The following is a 17,999-nucleotide window of genomic DNA, read 5'->3' as shown; positions in this document are numbered from 1 at the left end:
ATAATTAAAGCTTGGTTAAGCTTTAATTATTTTTATAAACTCATCGACATATTGTTTTTGAACTATTTTAGTATCAATGTTATCGATAAAGTCCGATAGTTGGCACATCTCTAAATCACTATATCCACAGGGGTTAATATAACTGAATGGCGTAAGATCCATTTTAGTATTTATAGCAATGCCGTGGTAGCTTTTACCTTGCTTTATTCTTAAGCCAAGAGAAGCTATTTTTTTATTATCAATATATATGCCATGGGCATTCTCAATAATGTGAGGGTCAAGGTTATAGTGCTTTTGAAGTATATTGATACAGGCTTGCTCTACTACATCAACTAATTTTTTTGCACCAAGTTTATTTCTTTTTATATCAAGCATAAAGTATATTACAACTTGACCAGGACCATGATATGTAACTTGTCCACCTCTATCAGTTTCAACAATAGGTATATTGTGCAGATTTAGGATATGTTCGGGTTTGCCATGTTTTCCTTGTGTAAAAACACTCGGGTGTTCAACAAGCCAAATCTCATCCTTAGTAGTATTGTCACGTTCAGTTGTGAAATCAGCCATTTGTTTAAAAACATCAGAATATGGCTGTAATCCTAAGTCTCTAATTATGATATCTTCTTTCATAGAGTAATAATTATTATAAAACCATGTGTACTTCAGGATGGCTAGAAATTTCTTTGTAAATATTATCTAACTGTTGTTTGCTATCAGCTGTAAATATGGCTGTAATAGATATATATTTACCAGTTTTACTTTCTTTGGTATTAAAATCAATTTCATCATGTTTTGGAACATGTTTTTCAAAGACTTTAAGAATAAATTCAACAGTCTCTTTCTGTGGGTTAGCCATAATCTTTATTGGAAATTGACAGGGAAACTCAAAAAAAGTTTCTGGCTGATTATTGTTATTATCTTCAGACATTATAAATCCTCTTATTTTGGGGTTTACCACCAACCTCTTTGTGATATATCATTCATAGATATCACTGGTACACTTGCTATTTTTTCTTTAGTGTCTCCAAGAGTTATGACTAGTTCACCTACTGGTTGTCCTTTTTTAATTGGAGCTTTTAATCCGGATGTAAACACAATACCTTGCTTTAAGAATGGAATATAAGTTTTAGGTACGGTTTTATAAATATTTTGAGTTGAGGCTACAGTTATCTTTTGTCCAGCTTTGGCGTTAGGGATGTTATCTGCACTTATTGTGACTGGAGAGTTAGCTTTGTATAATAAGACATTTTCATACTTACTTATAGCATATCTCAATAATTTAGAAGATTCTGAATCTCTTTTAGCTGAGCTACTAGTACCAAGTACTACAGAGATGAATCTTTCACCATCTTGTTTTGCAGAGGATACTAAGCAATAGCCAGCTGCATCTGTGTGGCCTGTTTTCATGCCATCAGCACCATCAAAAGTGAATAGAAGCCTGTTTCTATTGTTTTGAAGTACAAAGTTGTCGCCTTTAGGGAATAGTTTTGAGCACTTATCTTGAGCTTGAGAGTCTAGCCCCTTTGCAGTAAAACTTTCTAAAACATTACCGCTTGAACGATCAAATTTAGGTAAACATTGCTTGCGATCTGCTATACTTACAGATTCTTGCTCTGTAGCATTCCAAACCAAACCTCTGTCATCGTATATCTCATATGCTTCAGGGAAATTATATATGTAAGATCTAGCTAGTAATGCCATGTCATGCGCAGTTGTATACTGTTCTCCTCCAGGCAACCCATCTGGGTTGGCAAAGTGAGTATTATTCATTCCAATTGCTTTTGCTGTTTGATTCATAAGATCAGTAAATGCATCGGCAGTACCACCGATATATTCTGCTAAAGCTATAGTAGCATCATTACCCGATACAACATCCATTCCTGTTACTAAATTTTTAACAGAAACTTTAGCTCCTGCTTTTACGTACATTTTAGATCCGCCAGTTGAAGCAGCTTTTTCACTTATTGGTACCATAGTATCCCAACTAAGGTTTCCTGCTTTGATTTCACTGGCAACAATATAAGATGTCATGATTTTGGTCAAACTAGCAGGAGGTCTTCTCACATCCATATTTTTCTCACTAACTACATCACCAGTGCGATAATTCATAGCTACCCATGCTGGAGCATCTAGCTCAATATTTACAGGTCTTACTATTATATCTTTCTGTGCTAGTCCGTTACCTCCATTAAAATATGGGTCTGAGCTAGAAGAAATATTGGGTGCTGCGAATGCTGTAGTTGCAACCAAACTAGCTGTTAATAAAGCCATCTTTTTAAATTTCATAATTTTCCTCTTTAAACTTTTGTTAAAGTGTAACTTATTAAGTAATATCTCAAAGTATTTTAATATTTATAGGTTATAAATACAAAGGTTTTTATGATAGACTCTTGTGTAGTGTATCAAGCGTTTATGCTTTAGCAAAAATATAGGAGAAATTGTTATGCTAAAAAATATACCTTGTGGAAAAGATATTCCTAATGATTTCAATGTTGTTATTGAAATACCTCAAGATAGTGATCCGATCAAGTATGAGTTTGATAAAGATAGTGACATGATAGTTGTTGACAGATTTATGTCATCTACTATGAGATATCCTTGTAACTATGGTTTCGTACCAAATACTCTTTATGATGATGGCGACCCAATTGATGTGTTAGTATTGGCTCCATATCCTCTTGCGGTAGGTTGTGTGATTAACTGTAGAGCAGTTGGTGTTTTCAAAATGGAAGATGATGGTGGTGTTGATGCAAAAATTATTGCAGTACCAAGCTCTAAATTAACTAAGGAATATGATCATATAAATGATGTTGATGATTTACCTGTTTCTTTAAAACAAAAAATTGAGCATTTCTTCACTCATTATAAAGATCTTGATTCTGGTAAGTGGGTAAAAGTTGATGGCTGGGATGATGTCGCTTTTGCTAAAAAAGAAATCGAAAAATCTGTAAATAATTATAAATAATTTCTTCTTTTGTTTTTAATATTTTAGTCTCTAAGTCATTTGTGATAATATTTCATATCGAATTCAATATTTTCATGAAATTTAGTATGAAGCAAAATGTCGTAAATAGTATTAAACTAGTAATCTTTGATGTCGACGGTGTCCTTACAGATAGTAGAATAATAATCTCAAATGACGGAAATGAGTTTAAAAACTTTAATGTTAAAGATGGTCTTGGTATCGTTCTGCTTCAGAAACTGGGTATTAAAGTCGCAATTATAACTGGTAAAGAATCAAATATTGTTCAGCAGAGACTTCAAAGTTTAGGTCTAGATCCCCAGGATATTTATCAAGGCCAAAAGAATAAAATCAAAGCATATGAAAGCTTAAAAAATAAATATAGTCTAAATGATCAGGATATTGCTTATATGGGTGATGATTTGCCAGATCTTGTATTAATGAACAAGGTAGGATTGTCTGCAACGCCTACAGATTCAATATCAATAGTAAAAGAATATGCAAATTATGTATGCCAAAATAATGGTGGTAATGCTGCAGTTAGGGAGTTTTGTGACTATATTATTAAGCAATCAGGTTTTTATGATAAGGTTATTAAAGATTTTACTGAGATTGGTGAGGTTAAATAAACAAAAATATGAAGTTTTTCACTAAGTATTCTTTATTTGCTAACGTACTTTCCATAGTCATTATTATCTTAGCTATGCTATATATAAGTTACAATGCTTTAGATGGTGCAAAACCATTAAAAACTAGTCAACAGAAGAATAGGGTCGAGTTAAAAGCTTATGATTTTACATACAATAAATATGATGTAAAAGGTAATTTAGTAACGAATTATTTCTCAAAAGAATTAAGACGCTATATTAATCAAGACTTATTTATGATTAATCTTACAGAAAAAAGCTATGACGATAAAACAGGTAAGTTACAGTGGCAGGTTAAGTCTAAGTATGGTTATATTCAACAGTTTACTGGCCAAAATTTAACTCACTTATATGATGGTGTTGATGCAATCATGTATACTAGTAATGATTCATCAGGTAATCAAACTGAAGAGGATAAAAACTCCTCTTTGGACAGGATCTTTATTAAAACCTCAGAGATGTTTTATAACTCTGGTTCAAAAGATTTTTATAATGCTAGATTTACAAAGATGTATGATCCTGAGACTGGTAATAATACAACAGGTATTGGAGCATCTGGTAATTCAGATGCGAAAGTTATAAAGCTAGGTCAAAATGTGAGGAGTTATTATGCATCTAGTTAGAGTAGTAGTAGCATTGACTTTACTTATATTTACTTCCAATGCCTTCTCGGAAACGCAAGTGAACCAAATAGACGATACTCTTCCGATGTATAATGCAGTAGTTCAGGAAGATAATGTTGCTGATAATGAAAAAGAGGATAATTCTGAAGATAATAGTCTAAGGGAATATGGACCTGTAACAATATGTGCTGATAGCGTTGTCTATGTTCATGATCAACATATCATAACTTATTTAGGTAATGTATTTGTAATGCAAATCCATAACAACCATATACTTTGCCATAAACCTACTACACCCAAAGATGGAGTTGTTTACTTTGAAAGAAATAAAGATTTATCATTGGAGCAGCTACAAGAAAGCTGGTTAAAAACAGCTAAACAACTATGTTCTAAAGAAAAAGAATGTAATTTCATCTCTGGGCAGAGATTGATAATAAATTTAGATGATAAAAATAAACTAAAGACTTTTACTATGATTTCAGATGATAATCATAATTCCCAATTCTATACATATCCAACAAATTCAAACCCTGACTATAAAGATGTTAAGACTGCGACTAGAGGTCCTGTTGAGGGTAAATCAAAAATGATAATCTATCATGTTGATGACAAGCATCTAGAAATGTACAGAAAGGCTGTGGCCTTCCAGAATGATAATGTTTATAAGGGTGAAAAAGTTATTTTTGATATTGAACATGATCTAATATCAATTCCTGGTAGTGAAAATAAAAGATCAACAATAATATTAGATGGAGTACAGAAACAGACTAAAATTGATACAGGTCTAACTCCTATTAGTGACTATGAGAAAGATAGACAAAAAGGAAGTGTTAGAGGCTTAAATACATATAACTCTACAACTTAATTAAAGCAGACAGGTTTAAAATGGAAAAATATACATTAGAAGCAAAAAGACTAGGTAAAAAATATGGTTCGCGATGGGTTGTAAATAATGTCTCCATGAAAGTTTCAACTGGTGAAATAGTTGGTCTCCTGGGACCTAATGGAGCCGGGAAAACAACATCTTTTTATATGATTGTAGGACTTGTCGCGGCAACACGTGGTAAGGTGCATATGGGGGATGATGATGTAACAAAGATGCCAATTCACCTTAGAGCTAGAAGAGGCTTGGGTTATCTTCCTCAAGAGGCTTCTGTTTTCAGAAAACTAAGTGTTGAAGATAATATTGTTGCTATTTTGGAGACTCGTAAAGAACTTAGTAAAATCCAAATTGAAGAAAAACTAAATCAACTTTTGGATGAGTTTAGTATTCAGCACATACGTAAAAGTTTAGGTATGAGCTTATCTGGAGGAGAGCGAAGAAGAGTTGAAATTGCAAGGGCTCTTGCTATGGATCCTAAGTTTATACTTCTAGATGAACCGTTTGCCGGAGTTGATCCAGTATCTGTAATAGAGATTAAAGAAGTTGTGAGACATCTTAAAGATAGAGGGATAGGTGTGTTAATTACAGATCATAATGTACGAGAGACGCTTGATATTTGTGAGAGAGCATACATTGTTAATGCTGGGAATATGCTCGCTGCTGGTACACCAGAAGAAGTCTTAGCTGATGAAACGGTTAGAAAGGTATATCTCGGAGAAGACTTTAAGTTGTAATAATCACAATTCATAAAAGGAAGTAAGTTATGCAAACTGATCTGACAAAATCAAAAGTAATTTGTATAGGTAGAAACTATGTTGAACATATTCATGAACTGAATAATGAAGTTCCAGATAGTCCGGTAATATTTATCAAACCTAACTCAAGTATAGCTAAAAATCTTAAATTATCGTCAGCTAGAGAAACACACTATGAGTGTGAGATAGTTTTTGCTTTTGATAATGATTCAAATATAAAAGCGGTAGGTTTAGGTTTAGATTTAACTGATAGGAATGTACAATCAAAGCTTAAATCAAAAGGACTTCCGTGGGAGTTAGCAAAAGCTTTTGATAATAGTGCTGTGATTAGTGACTTTGTTAAAATCAATAATCAAAATGTTGAATTTTTAAACTTCAAAGCATATAAAAATAGCTCTTTAATTCAGCAAGGCAGTTATGATTTAATGATTTATAAACCCCAACAAATTATAGATTTTTTAAAACAAAATGAAATCACTATAGCTGAAAATGATTTGTTGATGACAGGAACACCCAAAGGTGTCGGGGTAGTAAGTATCGGTGATAAATTTAGAATAGAACTTTTTTGTAAAGATAAAAAAATATTAGAAACAACTTTTGGATAAATGAGATATGTGGGCAATTGTAGGAAGTAGTGGTTTTGAGTCTTTTGATGATTTTGAAATTATAGAAGAACTCTCTCGAGAAACTCCATATGGTTTGTGTTCTAATGGTTTGTTTAAAATAAAAATAGAGGATAAGGAAGCATTATTTCTAAATAGAACTGGTTTAGGTCAGAATATATTACCACATCAAATAAACTACAAAGCGAATATATATGCTTTGAAAAAATATGGTGCTACTTCTATTATTGCCTTATCTTCAGTTAGAAGCTTAAGAGAAGAGTTAAAACCTGGAGATATGGTTATTCCATATCAGTTTATTGATAGAACAAAATCTTTACGAGAATTTACTTTTTGTGAGCAGGGATTGCTTAACTATGTATCTCTTTCAAAACCTATAACAGAGAGTATAGCTGAAGAAATTAGAGCAAAGAAACAAGAGTTTGATTTTGATATTCATTTTAAGCAGAGCTACGTTTGTATAGAAGGACCCCAATTTCCTACTATAATTGATGCTAAATGCTTCCAGAGTATGGGAGGTGGTGTCATAGGTATGACAGCTTTTCCAGAGTTTGCTTTAGCAAGAGAAGCGGGGCTTAATTATATTAGCTGTAACTTTATTGTTGACTATGTTCCTTGGTCATATGATGTTAGAAATTTGTATAATGTATTAGAAATAAGGGAAACAAATAATTATAAAGCTGAAAAAATTGTCAAGTGGATGGTAAATAACTTGTCATTTTATGCTGAAAATGATTGTCATGAACTAGGTATTGCTCGATATTTATCAACACCTATTGAGTCATTGCCTCCAAATAAGAAAGAGTGGCTAAAAGTTATAGCTAAGGATAACTCTGAGCATGAAGAAGCACTTGAAGCTGAAATTCTTAAAAAGGTTCCAGATCTATATGGAGGTATTAAGACTATACCACCTAAGCTTCAAGACTTACTGACATTTATTAGTAAATTTGATAGGGATGGCAATCGACAAGATATCGAAGCAACGAGAAAGGCAGCGGCATCGCTAGGCTTATATAGTTATCCTAAGGTAGATCTAGAAAGTGTTGAAGATATTGAAATAAAACATGCTCATAATGGTCATAATATCCCTGTTAGAGTATATAATCCTAAAACTGATGAGAAACTTAAAGTAATAATCTTTTCTCATGGTGGAGGGTTTGTATCTGGTACTTTAGACTCATTTGATGCTTTTTGCCGCAAGCTTGCTTTAACTACCAATAGGATTGTTTTTGCTGTTGATTATCGTCTTGCGCCTGAACATAAATTTCCAGCTGGTTTGAATGATATTGAGTTTGTTACAGAATATGTTTATCAACACTCTAAAAAGCTTGGTGTATCTCGTAAGAAATTTACTTTAATGGGTGATAGCGCAGGAGCTAATTTGACAGTTTTAGCAACTTATAATCTATTACAAAAAGGTAGTGTTAAAATTGCTAATAATATTATTTTATACCCATCTGTGGATTTATCGCATATGCCTACGAAATCGCTTGAAGACTATTCTAGTGGCTATATTTTAACTAAAGCAAAAACAAAATGGTATTCTGAGCTATACGTGCCTGAGGGTATGGATAAATGCTCTCCTGAAATATCACCGTTTTATATCAAAGAATTAGATAATATGCCGAGAACTTTAGTTATGACAGCAGGCTATGACCCTTTAAAAGATGAGGGCCTATTATTTGCTGAAAGGCTTCTTAGACATGATGTTGAGGTACAACATTATCACTTTGATAGTTTGGTACATGGTTTTATCAATTTCTCAAAACTGATTCCAAAAGAGATGGAAATACTTCATTCTAGAGTTGTTAAATTTCTTGGCTAATTATGAAAAATTATCTACTACAAATTGAATATTTTGGTAAAAACTATTGTGGATGGCAAAGACAGTCTCATTCACCAAGTATTCAAGAAGAGTTAGAAAAAGCACTCTCAAAAATTGCAAATCAAAATATAGAAGTTACTTGTGCAGGGCGAACTGATACCGGAGTTCATGCGACTTCGCAAGTTGTTAACTTTCATTCAGATGCAGATAGGAATCTTAGTTCTTGGATGAGGGGAACGAATGCTCTTTTACCACAAGGTATTAAAATACTAGATATTAAAGAAGTTGATAATGATTTTAATTCTAGATTTACAGCGACAAATAGAACTTATAATTATATTATCTATAATTCTGCAATTAGCTCACCAATATTCGCAGAACACTGCTTGTGGGAAAATCGTCAGCTAAATATAGATAAAATGAATCAAGCTTGTAAATACTTATTAGGTGAGCAAGATTTTACATCTTTTAGATCATCTCAATGTCAGTCAAACACGCCATTTAGAAATATTCAAAGAGCTGAGTTTATTAAACAGGGAAATTTTATAGTATTTGAGGTTGTTGGCAATGCTTTTTTGCACCATATGATTAGAAATTTTATAGGCTCCTTACTAAAAGTAGGTTTAGAATTTGAATCTCCAGAATGGATTAAGCTAGTATTAGAAGCTAAGGATAGGACAAAAGCCGCTGAAACAGCTAAAGCACACGGTCTATATTTTGTTGGAGTTGAGTATCCTGAGTTTAGCTTTAGACGTCGAGTCACAGAGCTTTTTTATTAGTCTAATAATTTAGTTTTCTATGAAAGTCTTATACGACTATATATTTAATATTATTTTTATCACTAAAAGCTAATTACAATCAAATTCATTTAGGTTAAAATATCCTTTTAAGAAAATATTTATTTCTATAAAAATGACAGATATACATAATCATAAGATTTTGATTTTAGATTTTGGTTCGCAATATACTCAACTTATCGCGCGTAGAGTGAGAGAGGTTGGTGTCTTTTGCGAAATATTTCCTCACGACATAGCAGATGATTTTATCAAAGATTATCATGCTAAAGGTATAATTCTTTCTGGTGGTCCTGAGTCTGTATATGATTCAGATGTTAAGGCTCCGGAAATAGTCTTTGAATTAGGTGTTCCTGTTTTGGGTATCTGCTATGGTATGCAAACAATGGTAATGCAGCATGGTGGAGAGGTAAAAGGAGCTGATCAAAGTGAGTTTGGTAAAGCGATCATTAATATCTTAAAATCATCAGAAAATATATTTTCTAATCTCAAAACAGAGCAGTCTGTATGGATGAGTCATAGTGATAAAGTTACTCAAACTGGCGAACATTTTGAAGTAATAGCATCATCAGCTAATGCTCCTGTTGCGGCTGTTGCTCACAAGAGTAAACCTTTTTATGGAGTACAGTTTCATCCAGAAACTACTCATACAGAGAACGGTAAACAGATTATAGAAAATTTTGCCTTAAATATCTGTAAATGTGATGCTCTTTGGAACATCGAAAATATTATTGAAAACGATATCAAAGAAATAAAAAAACAGGTTGGAAGTGATAGAGTAATTTTAGGCTTATCAGGTGGTGTTGACTCATCTGTAGTAGCAGCAATATTACATGAAGCTATTGGCGATCAACTTACCTGTATATTTGTAGATACTGGACTACTTCGTCTTAATGAAGGCGACCAAGTGATGGAAGTATTTGCAGAGCATATGGATATTAATGTTATTCGAGTAAATGCTAAAAATAGATTTTTAGACGCTCTAAAGGGTATTGGTGATCCTGAAGAAAAGCGTAAAATCATAGGTAAGCTTTTTGTTGATATTTTTGATGAAGAAGCAGCTAAAATCGAAAATGCGAAATGGCTTGCTCAAGGCACGATCTATAGTGATGTAATTGAGTCAGCTGGTAATAGCCAGTCTAAAGCTCATGTTATTAAATCTCATCATAACGTTGGTGGTTTGCCAAAAGAGATGAAGCTTAAGCTATTAGAACCTCTAAGAGAGTTATTCAAAGATGAGGTGCGTAAATTAGGACTAGGCTTAGGCTTACCGTATAATATGCTTTATAGACATCCGTTCCCAGGTCCAGGTCTTGGTGTGCGTATATTAGGTGAAATTAAGAAAGAGTATGTTGAAACTCTACAAAAAGCAGATGCTATCTTTACTGAAGAGCTCTATAAGCATAATTTGTATCATGATATTTCTCAGGCCTTCGGGGTTTTCTTACCCGTTAAGTCAGTTGGGGTTGTTGGGGATCAGCGTAGATATGAATATGTTATAGCATTAAGAGCTGTGGTTAGTATTGATTTTATGACTGCAACATGGGCAAATTTGCCTTATGACTTCTTATCTATAGTTTCAAATAGAATTGTAAATGAAGTTAAACAAGTATCACGAGTCGTTTATGATGTAACAGGTAAACCACCTGGAACAATTGAGTGGGAGTAACCACTAGCTGACGAAATGTTTAATTTATTAAAGTATATATTCTTTAGAATTGTACTTTTGGGTTAGATGAAGATTTTATACTATGTCGAAATATACTATTTTAGATAAGATAAATACCCCTACAGATCTTAAGCTTGTACCTGAGGGACAACTTAAAGAACTAGCATCTGAGTTAAGAACTTTTTTGGTAGATACATTGGATGTAAGTGGTGGACATTTTGCAAGTAGTCTTGGTGCTACAGAGCTTACAGTAGCGCTACACTATGTTTTTAATACACCTTACGATAATATTGTATGGGATGTTGGACATCAAACATATATTCATAAAATCTTGACAGGTAGAAAAGATAAGCTTATTACTATCAAAAAAGATGGTGGAATTTCAGGTTTCCCAAAGCGATCTGAAAGTGAATATGACACTTTTGGAGTAGGGCACTCAAGTACATCGATAAGTGCAGCACTTGGCATGGCTATTGCAGATAGACTACAAGGTAAACACTCTAGCTCAATTGCTGTAATTGGAGATGGTGCTATAACTGGAGGTATGGCATTTGAGGCACTTAATCATGCTGGTGGAATTAAAGAGGACATTTTAGTTATTCTCAATGACAACGAAATGTCAATTTCTGATAATGTTGGTGGTCTTTCTGCTCATTTTAGCAAGATTATTTCAGGTGGCTTTTATAACTCAATTCGTGAAAAAGGAAAGGAAGTTCTTAAAAATATTCCACCGATGTTTGAGTTTGTGAAAAAGATAGAAACACAGACTAAAGGAATGTTTGTCCCTGCAAATTTTTTTGAAGATTTAGGTTTTTATTATGTAGGGCCAATAGATGGGCATAATGTTGTAGAGTTAGTAAAGACTTTAAAAATTTTAAAAGATCACAAGGGTCCGAAACTTTTACATGTAATTACTAAAAAAGGCAAAGGTTATACTAGAGCAGAGTCTGATCCAATTAAGTTTCATCATGTTGCACCAAGTTTTCACAGTGGAGATGCTCAATCAAAAGCTTCTAAGCCAACTTACTCAAATATATTTGGTAACTGGATTTGTCAAAAAGCAGCTAAAGATGAGCGCTTAGTAGGTGTAACTCCAGCTATGAAGGAAGGCTCTGATTTAATTAGATTTTCAGAACAATATTCAAATAGATACTTTGATGTAGCAATTGCTGAGCAGCATGCAGTAACTTTTGCAGGTGGTTTAGCCTGTCAAGGACTTAAGCCTGTAGTTGCTATTTACTCAACATTTCTACAAAGAGCTTATGATCAGGTTATACATGATATAGCATTACAAGATTTAGATGTCTTATATGCTGTTGATAGAGCTGGTCTTGTTGGGGCAGATGGAGCAACTCATGATGGTAGTTTTGATATATCGTTTATGCGTTGTATCCCGAATCATGTAATTATGACTCCAAGTGATGAAAACGAAACATATCACATGCTTGAACTTGGATATGAATACAAGGGACCTGCAATGGTACGCTATCCTCGTGGAGCAGGTATTGGTACTGAAATTACTGATAATCTTGATATAGAATTAGGCAAAGCAAAGCTTGTTAAAAAAGGTTCAAGAGTCGCTATTTTAAATTTTGGAACTTTATTACCACTTGCTAACCAGCTAGCTGATAAATATGATATTACTGTAGTTGATATGAGATTTGTAAAACCTCTTGATGAACAGCTGATTGATGAAATATGTCAAAACCATAATATTATATTTACACTTGAGGAGAGTTCAATAGCAGGAGGAGCGGGTTCTGCGGTTAATGAGTATATACTTGCTAGCGATCTAAGTAGAAATACAATTGTCAGAAACTTTGGTCTCAAGGATGAGTTTTTAATTCATGGTACAAAAGATCTTCTGCTAGATTATTCAAATCTTTCTTTTAGCAAAATATCAGAAGTCTTAGAAAAACTTTTAAGTCACAAAGGATAATTATTTGTCTAAATTCTACTTATGATTATTATTAATAATGCTATAGATAGTATTTTGTTGGTTACTATTTTATAATTTCAAATATATTATTTTTAGAAACGCTTGTCTAATGAAGAAATTAATTTTACTTATTTTTGTAATAGTTTTATTAGCATTGTTATACTATTATTTTATCTATCAAAACTATAATAATTGGCCTATTGTTAACCAAAATCCACAAGGCGAGACTATTATTGCTTTTGGTGATAGCTTAACAGCTGGATATGGTGTAGATAAATATGATAATTACCCATCTCAATTATCAAGGATGATTGGTGAACCTGTAATAAATATGGGAGTATCTGGTGAAACAACAGGTCAAGCACTATTAAGAATTGAAGATGTTGTTCAAGCTAACCCTAAGATAGTAATGGTGTCATTGGGAGCTAATGATTTAAGAAAAAGAATTCCTGCAAAAGAAGCGTTTGCAAACTTAAAGCGTATAGTGAATATACTACAAGCAAACGGAGCGTTAGTTATTATCGGAGGTCTAGATATACCATATTATAAAAATGATTATGCTGAAGACTATATTAACTTTGCTAAGAGCTATGGATGTTTATTAGTTCCTAATGTTTTAGAAGGTATAATTGGGAATAAAGATTTAATGGTTGATGCTGTACATCCAAATGCAAAAGGATACAGGATTATGGCAAATCAGTTCTATAATGTTATAAAGAAATATGTAGATTAATTGTTAAAAAAATCAGATACCTTTGTTAAGGTTAGAAATACCTTCTTTTTGATAAACGTGATAGACATCTAAACCAAGCTTTCTTCTAATATATGGTAAAGAAAAATAACCACGGATATATTTTTCACCATTTTCATTTTTATCATACACTACGATATGATGATAGTCTGAATTAATTAATGTGTTTAGGATATGGCCAATTTTAGTACTTTTTATAATTGAATAAGATACTGTGTTTACTTTGGCAATAGGTAACATAATATCATGTGCAACTAAATCAGCTGGTTTTGTACCAGAACTTCTAGCTCTTTCTTGAAGGGCTTGGCTCTCTATATAATGAAGAGCAATTGTTCCCACAACTTTATCTTCAGCACTAATTACCAGTGCAAAATCTTTATGATTATCAATAATTTTTGTTTTTACATCCTTTAGGTTAAGATCTGCTCTAACTGTTAAAGCATCATGATCTTTATAGTCTCTAAAGACATCTAAAGCAGAACTTTCTAAGTAAAGAAGGTGACTAGCATCATCTCTAAGATAATTTATTGATTTAGTATCACTGAAATGAGAAAGTTCTACTTGTTTGAAATCTTTTAAATCCACTATTTTCTCCATATATTAATGTCGATTCTATTATTAGATTTTAGACAAAACATTTACCTTTTTCAAAGTTTATCACTCAACATTTTACTATATTGGTATAATTTAATTTTTATATTAGTTACAACCGCAAAAATATGCTATAAATAATCCAAAGTCAAATTGAGAGCAATAAAATGTTATAATAAAAATTAAATCTTATTAGAACACTATAATATGATAGAAACTGACAGAATAATATCAGCAAATACAGCACAAAATAAAGATGAAAACTTCATTGATAGAGCTATAAGACCAAAAACTTTAGCTGAATATGAGGGTCAGCCTGCAGTACGCGAACAAATGGAGATTTTCATTCAAGCTGCAAAATCTCGAAAGGATGCGCTTGATCATACTCTTATATTTGGGCCCCCAGGTTTAGGTAAAACAACATTATCAAATATCATTGCCAATGAAATGGAAGTGGAACTTAAGCAGACTAGTGGTCCAGTTTTAGAAAAAGCTGGAGATTTGGCAGCACTTTTGACTAACTTAGAAGAGAACGATGTATTATTTATCGATGAAATACATCGCTTAAGTCCTGTTATTGAAGAAATATTATATCCAGCTATGGAAGATTATCAGCTTGATATTATGATTGGTGAAGGTCCCGCAGCAAGATCAATCAAGATTGATTTACCTCCATTTACATTAGTAGGAGCTACAACTAGAGCAGGGCTTCTGACTTCACCCTTGAGAGATAGGTTTGGTATAATTCAAAGGCTAGAATTCTACTCAGTTGACGATTTAGCTAAGATAGTTTATCGTTCGGCTAAGCTTTTAGATCTAGATATTACAGACGATGGTGCCAACGAAATTGCTAAACGTTCAAGAGGTACACCAAGAATAGCAAATAGATTACTACGTAGAGTTAGAGATTATGCTCAAGTTAAAGCTTCTGGAGTTATATCTTATGATATTGCTGATAAAGCTCTTACAATGTTAAAAGTTGATCCTGTAGGATTTGATCATATGGATCATAAATATCTACTTACATTAATGGAAAAATTTGGTGGTGGTCCGGTAGGATTAGATACGATGGCAGCTGCACTTAGTGAAGAAAAGGGAACTATTGAAGATGTCATAGAACCATATTTAATCCAGCAAGGATACATCATGCGTACAGCAAGAGGGCGTATTGCAACTTTGCTAGCATACAATCATTTTAAATTAAAAATACCAGATAGTTTATCATCAGATCAACAACAGAACTTATCTCTTTAATTCACAACTTATTCTTTAACAAGAAGCTTTAAGCTTATCTAAATTATTTGATTTAATTACACTATTTAATCTATTTTGATATTCATCTCCCTCTAACGCAGAGTATTCTGTCAGAGTATTAATGAGTTGAGAAGTATCGCCATTAGCTTGTCTTACTTGTCTAAATTTAGCAAACTTTTCTCCAGTATTTAATCTAAAGTAGTATCCAAGAATACTATCTCCAACATCTTTAAAAGTCTCTACTTGGACATCTGAATCTTTAGCCTTGACACCACAGTTTTCTTCAAAACAATGTAATCCAAAATAATTATTATAGTCAACTGCAAATCTAGATGTCCCCCAGCCAGTTTCAAGAATTGCTTGAGCAATTACTAGACTTTTAGGGGCTATATTAACTTTTGTAACTAAAGCATTAACTTGCTCTTGTAAAGTATTAGCATTCCATACTTTGTAGAATGAAGTATATTTTTTGACTTTTGTTTTTTGATTTTCATCTAAATCTTGTTTGTCATTAAGAATTTCTTGTAGTTTCAAAATGGTTTGTCTTTGTTTACATAACTCTTGATTAGCCTCATCTATTTCTTTTGACATAAACTCTATAAAGATTTTTTTCTTTTCAGATACATCTTTGATATCTCTAAAGTCAGGTTTATAAGTTCCTGCTGGTATTGGAGGGGTTTCTAAGTGATATTTATCAGAACTTGCAAAACTTATATTTATGAAAAATATAGTTAAAACAAAAAAATACTTACCTAAATTTATTTTATTCATAATTTATACTATCTAAGATTAATTTTATTTAAATACAATTGTAACAAGATATACAAAATACTTGTATATCTAAATTCTACAAGATTTTAATCTTCGTAAATTAGTATGTCACCAGGTTGACAATTTAGATATTCACAAATTGCTTCTAAAGTAGAAAACCTAATAGCTTTTGCCTTTTCATTTTTCAAAATAGATAAATTTTGCTCAGTAATTCCAATAGCTTTAGCTAAGTCTTTTGATTTTATTTGTTTTGCAGTCATAATTTTAGCTAGGTTAACTCTTATAGCCATCTAAATACCCTTAAATTGTTAAATCATTTTCTTCAGCAAGTTCGTGAGCTTTTTGCATAACTTTTGATATTGTTATAATCACTCCCCCACATAATAATGCTAGAATTTCGTTAGTACCAATTGATACACTTACGAAACGTTCACCTACAGGATTATGATAACTTAGAGTCAATGATATTAAAGGCTCAAAAATGATTTGAGCAAAAAAATAATATACCAATCCCCATCCTAATCTTTTGTATATCAAAACTACTCTAGAAGAAAAAACCTCAAGTTTTTCATAACACGTAAATAATTTGACTAAAAGAGCAATTATATAAAGTATTACTGAAACTGGTATCAAGCTAACTAAAAGACCTATAATTCTAGTATCTAAAGCAATTGGTTGTGACATTTGATCGATATAATGCTGTGCTGTATCTGTGACATTAGGTATATATTCGCTCTGTGCAAAAGCCCAAAATGTTGGAACAGATATTACTATCAATACAAAAACTATTCTAAAAATATTTTTATAGAACTTACTAATTTTTTCTAAATTTTGCATAACTTTTATTCCTTGTGTATTTAGATGTATGATATCTATTTTAGAGTATTTTTATTGTTTATCAATAATTAGTTATTGATAAACAGTAATTTATTTGTGAGAATATCAAAAAAATGAAAGAAAATAAAATATGTTTAGAAAAATTTTAATAATATTTAGCTTTTGTTTATTCATGAATTTATCGGTTGCTAATAATTTACAAGATATTTTGAAAGAATATGCTTACGAAGCATTGAAGTTAGAAAATAAAAAAGAGTTTGAAGCACCATATATACTTGCAAAGGTAAACAATAGATTTGCTTATGTGATTTTTGATTCTGGATCAAAAAGAATAAGTATTTTTAGCCACTCAGTTGATCAATTAGGACTTAATCAGGAAAGTGGTTCTGGATATTCATCAAATATGGTAGGACAAAAAATTAAAAATCAAAATGTAGTATTAAATAAAATTCAGATAGGGAACATTCTCCTTAAAAATGTCGAAGCCAAAATTACTAACCAGCCTAAAAGAAAACAATATCCGGTAATTGTTATTGGAACAGATTTCTTAGTTAGATATAATGCGATTTTTGACTTTTCAGAGAACTTAATATACTTAAACAAAAATAACGTAACAGCTAAAAAACACTATGAAATAGGACAAGTATTAGATAAAGAAAATTATTTATTAATTAGCTTAACTAAATTATTATCTCAGCATCAGACAATTGCCATATCAATAGATAGTAATCAACCGGTTAATTGCTTACTTGATACAGGAACTTCTAATTTTACAATTTCAGATAAATATCTGAAGAGCATAGACTCAGCACCAACTAAGCCCAAGAAAACAATTCAGGCAACAGATGGAACATTAACAGTCGCTGATATTAAAATTAAAAAGCTAGTATTAAATCCTTTAAATCTATTTTTCCAAGATAAAGTTCAAATGGTTAATCTAGAAGCAACAGCTGCAAATATTAAGATTATGAGTAAATTTTTAGGAGTTGTATGCATTTTAGGATATCAGGAACTAAAGGCAGAAAAAGTAATATATGATTTTTCTGCAAGTAGAATTTATGTCAAGAAATAA

At 32.0% G+C, this 17,999-nt stretch carries 20 protein-coding genes; 13 read left to right on the top strand and 7 right to left on the bottom strand.

The annotated features are described in order from the left end of the window. Nucleotides 1-15: 15 nt before the first annotated feature. The 3 genes from lipB to F3D57_RS03010 are packed head-to-tail and all read right to left on the bottom strand — an operon-like array spanning nt 16 to nt 2,289. Nucleotides 16-633 carry a lipoyl(octanoyl) transferase LipB gene (gene lipB / locus F3D57_RS03020; protein WP_150465149.1) on the bottom strand — a complete coding sequence of 206 codons (618 nt, stop codon included), beginning with the start codon at nt 631-633 and terminating at the stop codon, nt 16-18. Between the two features lie 13 nt (nt 634-646). Beyond that, nucleotides 647-931, bottom strand: a complete 285-nt coding sequence (locus F3D57_RS03015; RefSeq protein WP_150465148.1) for a YbeD family protein — start codon at nt 929-931, stop codon at nt 647-649. A gap of 23 nt (nt 932-954) precedes the next feature. Then, nucleotides 955-2,289 (bottom strand): D-alanyl-D-alanine carboxypeptidase family protein, encoded by a 1,335-nt coding sequence (locus F3D57_RS03010; protein WP_149377214.1) that lies wholly within the window; start codon nt 2,287-2,289, stop codon nt 955-957. 157 nt (nt 2,290-2,446) lie between these two features. Here F3D57_RS03010 and ppa point away from each other — a divergent pair, with 157 nt between their 5' ends. The 11 genes from ppa (at nt 2,447) to F3D57_RS02955 (ending at nt 13,456) form a co-directional block, all read left to right on the top strand. After that, nucleotides 2,447-2,968: an inorganic diphosphatase gene (gene ppa / locus F3D57_RS03005; RefSeq protein WP_013923175.1), complete on the top strand. Its 522-nt coding sequence runs from the start codon at nt 2,447-2,449 to the stop codon at nt 2,966-2,968. Between the two features lie 74 nt (nt 2,969-3,042). Beyond that, nucleotides 3,043-3,594, top strand: a complete 552-nt coding sequence (locus tag F3D57_RS03000; RefSeq protein WP_191092342.1) for a KdsC family phosphatase — start codon at nt 3,043-3,045, stop codon at nt 3,592-3,594. An 8-nt stretch (nt 3,595-3,602) separates the two neighbouring features. Continuing rightward, nucleotides 3,603-4,235: an LPS export ABC transporter periplasmic protein LptC gene (lptC, locus tag F3D57_RS02995; RefSeq protein ID WP_150465146.1), complete on the top strand. Its 633-nt coding sequence runs from the start codon at nt 3,603-3,605 to the stop codon at nt 4,233-4,235. Next, entirely contained in the window at nt 4,222-5,100 is an 879-nt protein-coding gene (locus tag F3D57_RS02990) for an LptA/OstA family protein (RefSeq protein WP_150465145.1), read from the top strand. The genes lptC and F3D57_RS02990 overlap by 14 nt, the downstream gene beginning before the upstream one ends. A gap of 20 nt (nt 5,101-5,120) precedes the next feature. Beyond that, nucleotides 5,121-5,852, top strand: coding sequence for an LPS export ABC transporter ATP-binding protein (gene lptB, locus F3D57_RS02985; protein WP_146421340.1), 732 nt, complete (start codon nt 5,121-5,123; stop codon nt 5,850-5,852). Nucleotides 5,853-5,881: 29 nt separating this feature from the next. Beyond that, nucleotides 5,882-6,478, top strand: a complete 597-nt coding sequence (locus tag F3D57_RS02980; RefSeq protein WP_150465144.1) for a fumarylacetoacetate hydrolase family protein — start codon at nt 5,882-5,884, stop codon at nt 6,476-6,478. A gap of 7 nt (nt 6,479-6,485) precedes the next feature. Next, nucleotides 6,486-8,321: an alpha/beta hydrolase fold domain-containing protein gene (locus tag F3D57_RS02975; protein WP_150465143.1), complete on the top strand. Its 1,836-nt coding sequence runs from the start codon at nt 6,486-6,488 to the stop codon at nt 8,319-8,321. Between the two features lie 2 nt (nt 8,322-8,323). Then, entirely contained in the window at nt 8,324-9,100 is a 777-nt protein-coding gene (gene truA, locus F3D57_RS02970; RefSeq protein WP_042518331.1) for a tRNA pseudouridine(38-40) synthase TruA, read from the top strand. A 133-nt stretch (nt 9,101-9,233) separates the two neighbouring features. Continuing rightward, nucleotides 9,234-10,784 carry a glutamine-hydrolyzing GMP synthase gene (gene guaA, locus F3D57_RS02965; RefSeq protein ID WP_004287724.1) on the top strand — a complete coding sequence of 517 codons (1,551 nt, stop codon included), beginning with the start codon at nt 9,234-9,236 and terminating at the stop codon, nt 10,782-10,784. Nucleotides 10,785-10,866: 82 nt separating this feature from the next. After that, nucleotides 10,867-12,723 (top strand): 1-deoxy-D-xylulose-5-phosphate synthase, encoded by a 1,857-nt coding sequence (gene dxs / locus F3D57_RS02960; RefSeq protein WP_150465142.1) that lies wholly within the window; start codon nt 10,867-10,869, stop codon nt 12,721-12,723. A gap of 109 nt (nt 12,724-12,832) precedes the next feature. After that, nucleotides 12,833-13,456 (top strand): arylesterase, encoded by a 624-nt coding sequence (locus F3D57_RS02955; RefSeq protein ID WP_150465141.1) that lies wholly within the window; start codon nt 12,833-12,835, stop codon nt 13,454-13,456. A 12-nt stretch (nt 13,457-13,468) separates the two neighbouring features. Here F3D57_RS02955 and F3D57_RS02950 read toward each other — a convergent pair whose 3' ends face one another. Then, the gene (locus F3D57_RS02950) at nt 13,469-14,059 is read right to left on the bottom strand and encodes a CBS domain-containing protein (protein ID WP_191092341.1); all 591 of its coding nucleotides are present in this window, start codon (nt 14,057-14,059) and stop codon (nt 13,469-13,471) included. 213 nt (nt 14,060-14,272) lie between these two features. Here F3D57_RS02950 and ruvB point away from each other — a divergent pair, with 213 nt between their 5' ends. Continuing rightward, nucleotides 14,273-15,319: a Holliday junction branch migration DNA helicase RuvB gene (gene ruvB / locus F3D57_RS02945; RefSeq protein WP_146421348.1), complete on the top strand. Its 1,047-nt coding sequence runs from the start codon at nt 14,273-14,275 to the stop codon at nt 15,317-15,319. Between the two features lie 15 nt (nt 15,320-15,334). Here ruvB and F3D57_RS02940 read toward each other — a convergent pair whose 3' ends face one another. From F3D57_RS02940 to F3D57_RS02930, 3 genes are all read right to left on the bottom strand, one after another. Beyond that, nucleotides 15,335-16,090, bottom strand: coding sequence for a glucosaminidase domain-containing protein (locus F3D57_RS02940; protein WP_224728143.1), 756 nt, complete (start codon nt 16,088-16,090; stop codon nt 15,335-15,337). 86 nt (nt 16,091-16,176) lie between these two features. Then, a complete protein-coding gene (locus F3D57_RS02935; protein ID WP_004287730.1) occupies nt 16,177-16,380 on the bottom strand; it encodes a helix-turn-helix domain-containing protein in 204 nt (67 codons plus the stop codon). A gap of 10 nt (nt 16,381-16,390) precedes the next feature. After that, complete coding sequence (locus tag F3D57_RS02930; protein ID WP_035735728.1) at nt 16,391-16,927, bottom strand: DUF2975 domain-containing protein; 537 nt, start codon at nt 16,925-16,927, stop codon at nt 16,391-16,393. A gap of 130 nt (nt 16,928-17,057) precedes the next feature. Between F3D57_RS02930 and F3D57_RS02925 the strand changes: the two genes are divergently transcribed. Continuing rightward, entirely contained in the window at nt 17,058-17,999 is a 942-nt protein-coding gene (locus tag F3D57_RS02925; RefSeq protein ID WP_150465139.1) for a retropepsin-like aspartic protease, read from the top strand.

Source organism: Francisella sp. SYW-2, from assembly GCF_008711475.1.
Taxonomy (GTDB): Bacteria; Pseudomonadota; Gammaproteobacteria; order Francisellales; family Francisellaceae; genus Francisella; species Francisella salimarina.
Note: the sequence above shows the minus strand (reverse complement) of the source record. Positions and strands in the feature narration are given on the sequence as shown.

What these genes read in the sequence shown, in the direction of transcription:
- lipB (WP_150465149.1), bottom strand. Translation starts at nt 633, where the DNA reads ATGAAAGAAGATATCATAATTAGAGACTTAGGATTACAGCCATATTCT.
- F3D57_RS03015 (WP_150465148.1), bottom strand. Translation starts at nt 931, where the DNA reads ATGTCTGAAGATAATAACAATAATCAGCCAGAAACTTTTTTTGAGTTT.
- F3D57_RS03010 (WP_149377214.1), bottom strand. Translation starts at nt 2,289, where the DNA reads ATGAAATTTAAAAAGATGGCTTTATTAACAGCTAGTTTGGTTGCAACT.
- ppa (WP_013923175.1), top strand. Translation starts at nt 2,447, where the DNA reads ATGCTAAAAAATATACCTTGTGGAAAAGATATTCCTAATGATTTCAAT.
- F3D57_RS03000 (WP_191092342.1), top strand. Translation starts at nt 3,043, where the DNA reads ATGAAATTTAGTATGAAGCAAAATGTCGTAAATAGTATTAAACTAGTA.
- lptC (WP_150465146.1), top strand. Translation starts at nt 3,603, where the DNA reads ATGAAGTTTTTCACTAAGTATTCTTTATTTGCTAACGTACTTTCCATA.
- F3D57_RS02990 (WP_150465145.1), top strand. Translation starts at nt 4,222, where the DNA reads ATGCATCTAGTTAGAGTAGTAGTAGCATTGACTTTACTTATATTTACT.
- lptB (WP_146421340.1), top strand. Translation starts at nt 5,121, where the DNA reads ATGGAAAAATATACATTAGAAGCAAAAAGACTAGGTAAAAAATATGGT.
- F3D57_RS02980 (WP_150465144.1), top strand. Translation starts at nt 5,882, where the DNA reads ATGCAAACTGATCTGACAAAATCAAAAGTAATTTGTATAGGTAGAAAC.
- F3D57_RS02975 (WP_150465143.1), top strand. Translation starts at nt 6,486, where the DNA reads ATGTGGGCAATTGTAGGAAGTAGTGGTTTTGAGTCTTTTGATGATTTT.
- truA (WP_042518331.1), top strand. Translation starts at nt 8,324, where the DNA reads ATGAAAAATTATCTACTACAAATTGAATATTTTGGTAAAAACTATTGT.
- guaA (WP_004287724.1), top strand. Translation starts at nt 9,234, where the DNA reads ATGACAGATATACATAATCATAAGATTTTGATTTTAGATTTTGGTTCG.
- dxs (WP_150465142.1), top strand. Translation starts at nt 10,867, where the DNA reads ATGTCGAAATATACTATTTTAGATAAGATAAATACCCCTACAGATCTT.
- F3D57_RS02955 (WP_150465141.1), top strand. Translation starts at nt 12,833, where the DNA reads ATGAAGAAATTAATTTTACTTATTTTTGTAATAGTTTTATTAGCATTG.
- ruvB (WP_146421348.1), top strand. Translation starts at nt 14,273, where the DNA reads ATGATAGAAACTGACAGAATAATATCAGCAAATACAGCACAAAATAAA.
- F3D57_RS02940 (WP_224728143.1), bottom strand. Translation starts at nt 16,090, where the DNA reads ATGAATAAAATAAATTTAGGTAAGTATTTTTTTGTTTTAACTATATTT.
- F3D57_RS02935 (WP_004287730.1), bottom strand. Translation starts at nt 16,380, where the DNA reads ATGGCTATAAGAGTTAACCTAGCTAAAATTATGACTGCAAAACAAATA.
- F3D57_RS02930 (WP_035735728.1), bottom strand. Translation starts at nt 16,927, where the DNA reads ATGCAAAATTTAGAAAAAATTAGTAAGTTCTATAAAAATATTTTTAGA.
- F3D57_RS02925 (WP_150465139.1), top strand. Translation starts at nt 17,058, where the DNA reads ATGTTTAGAAAAATTTTAATAATATTTAGCTTTTGTTTATTCATGAAT.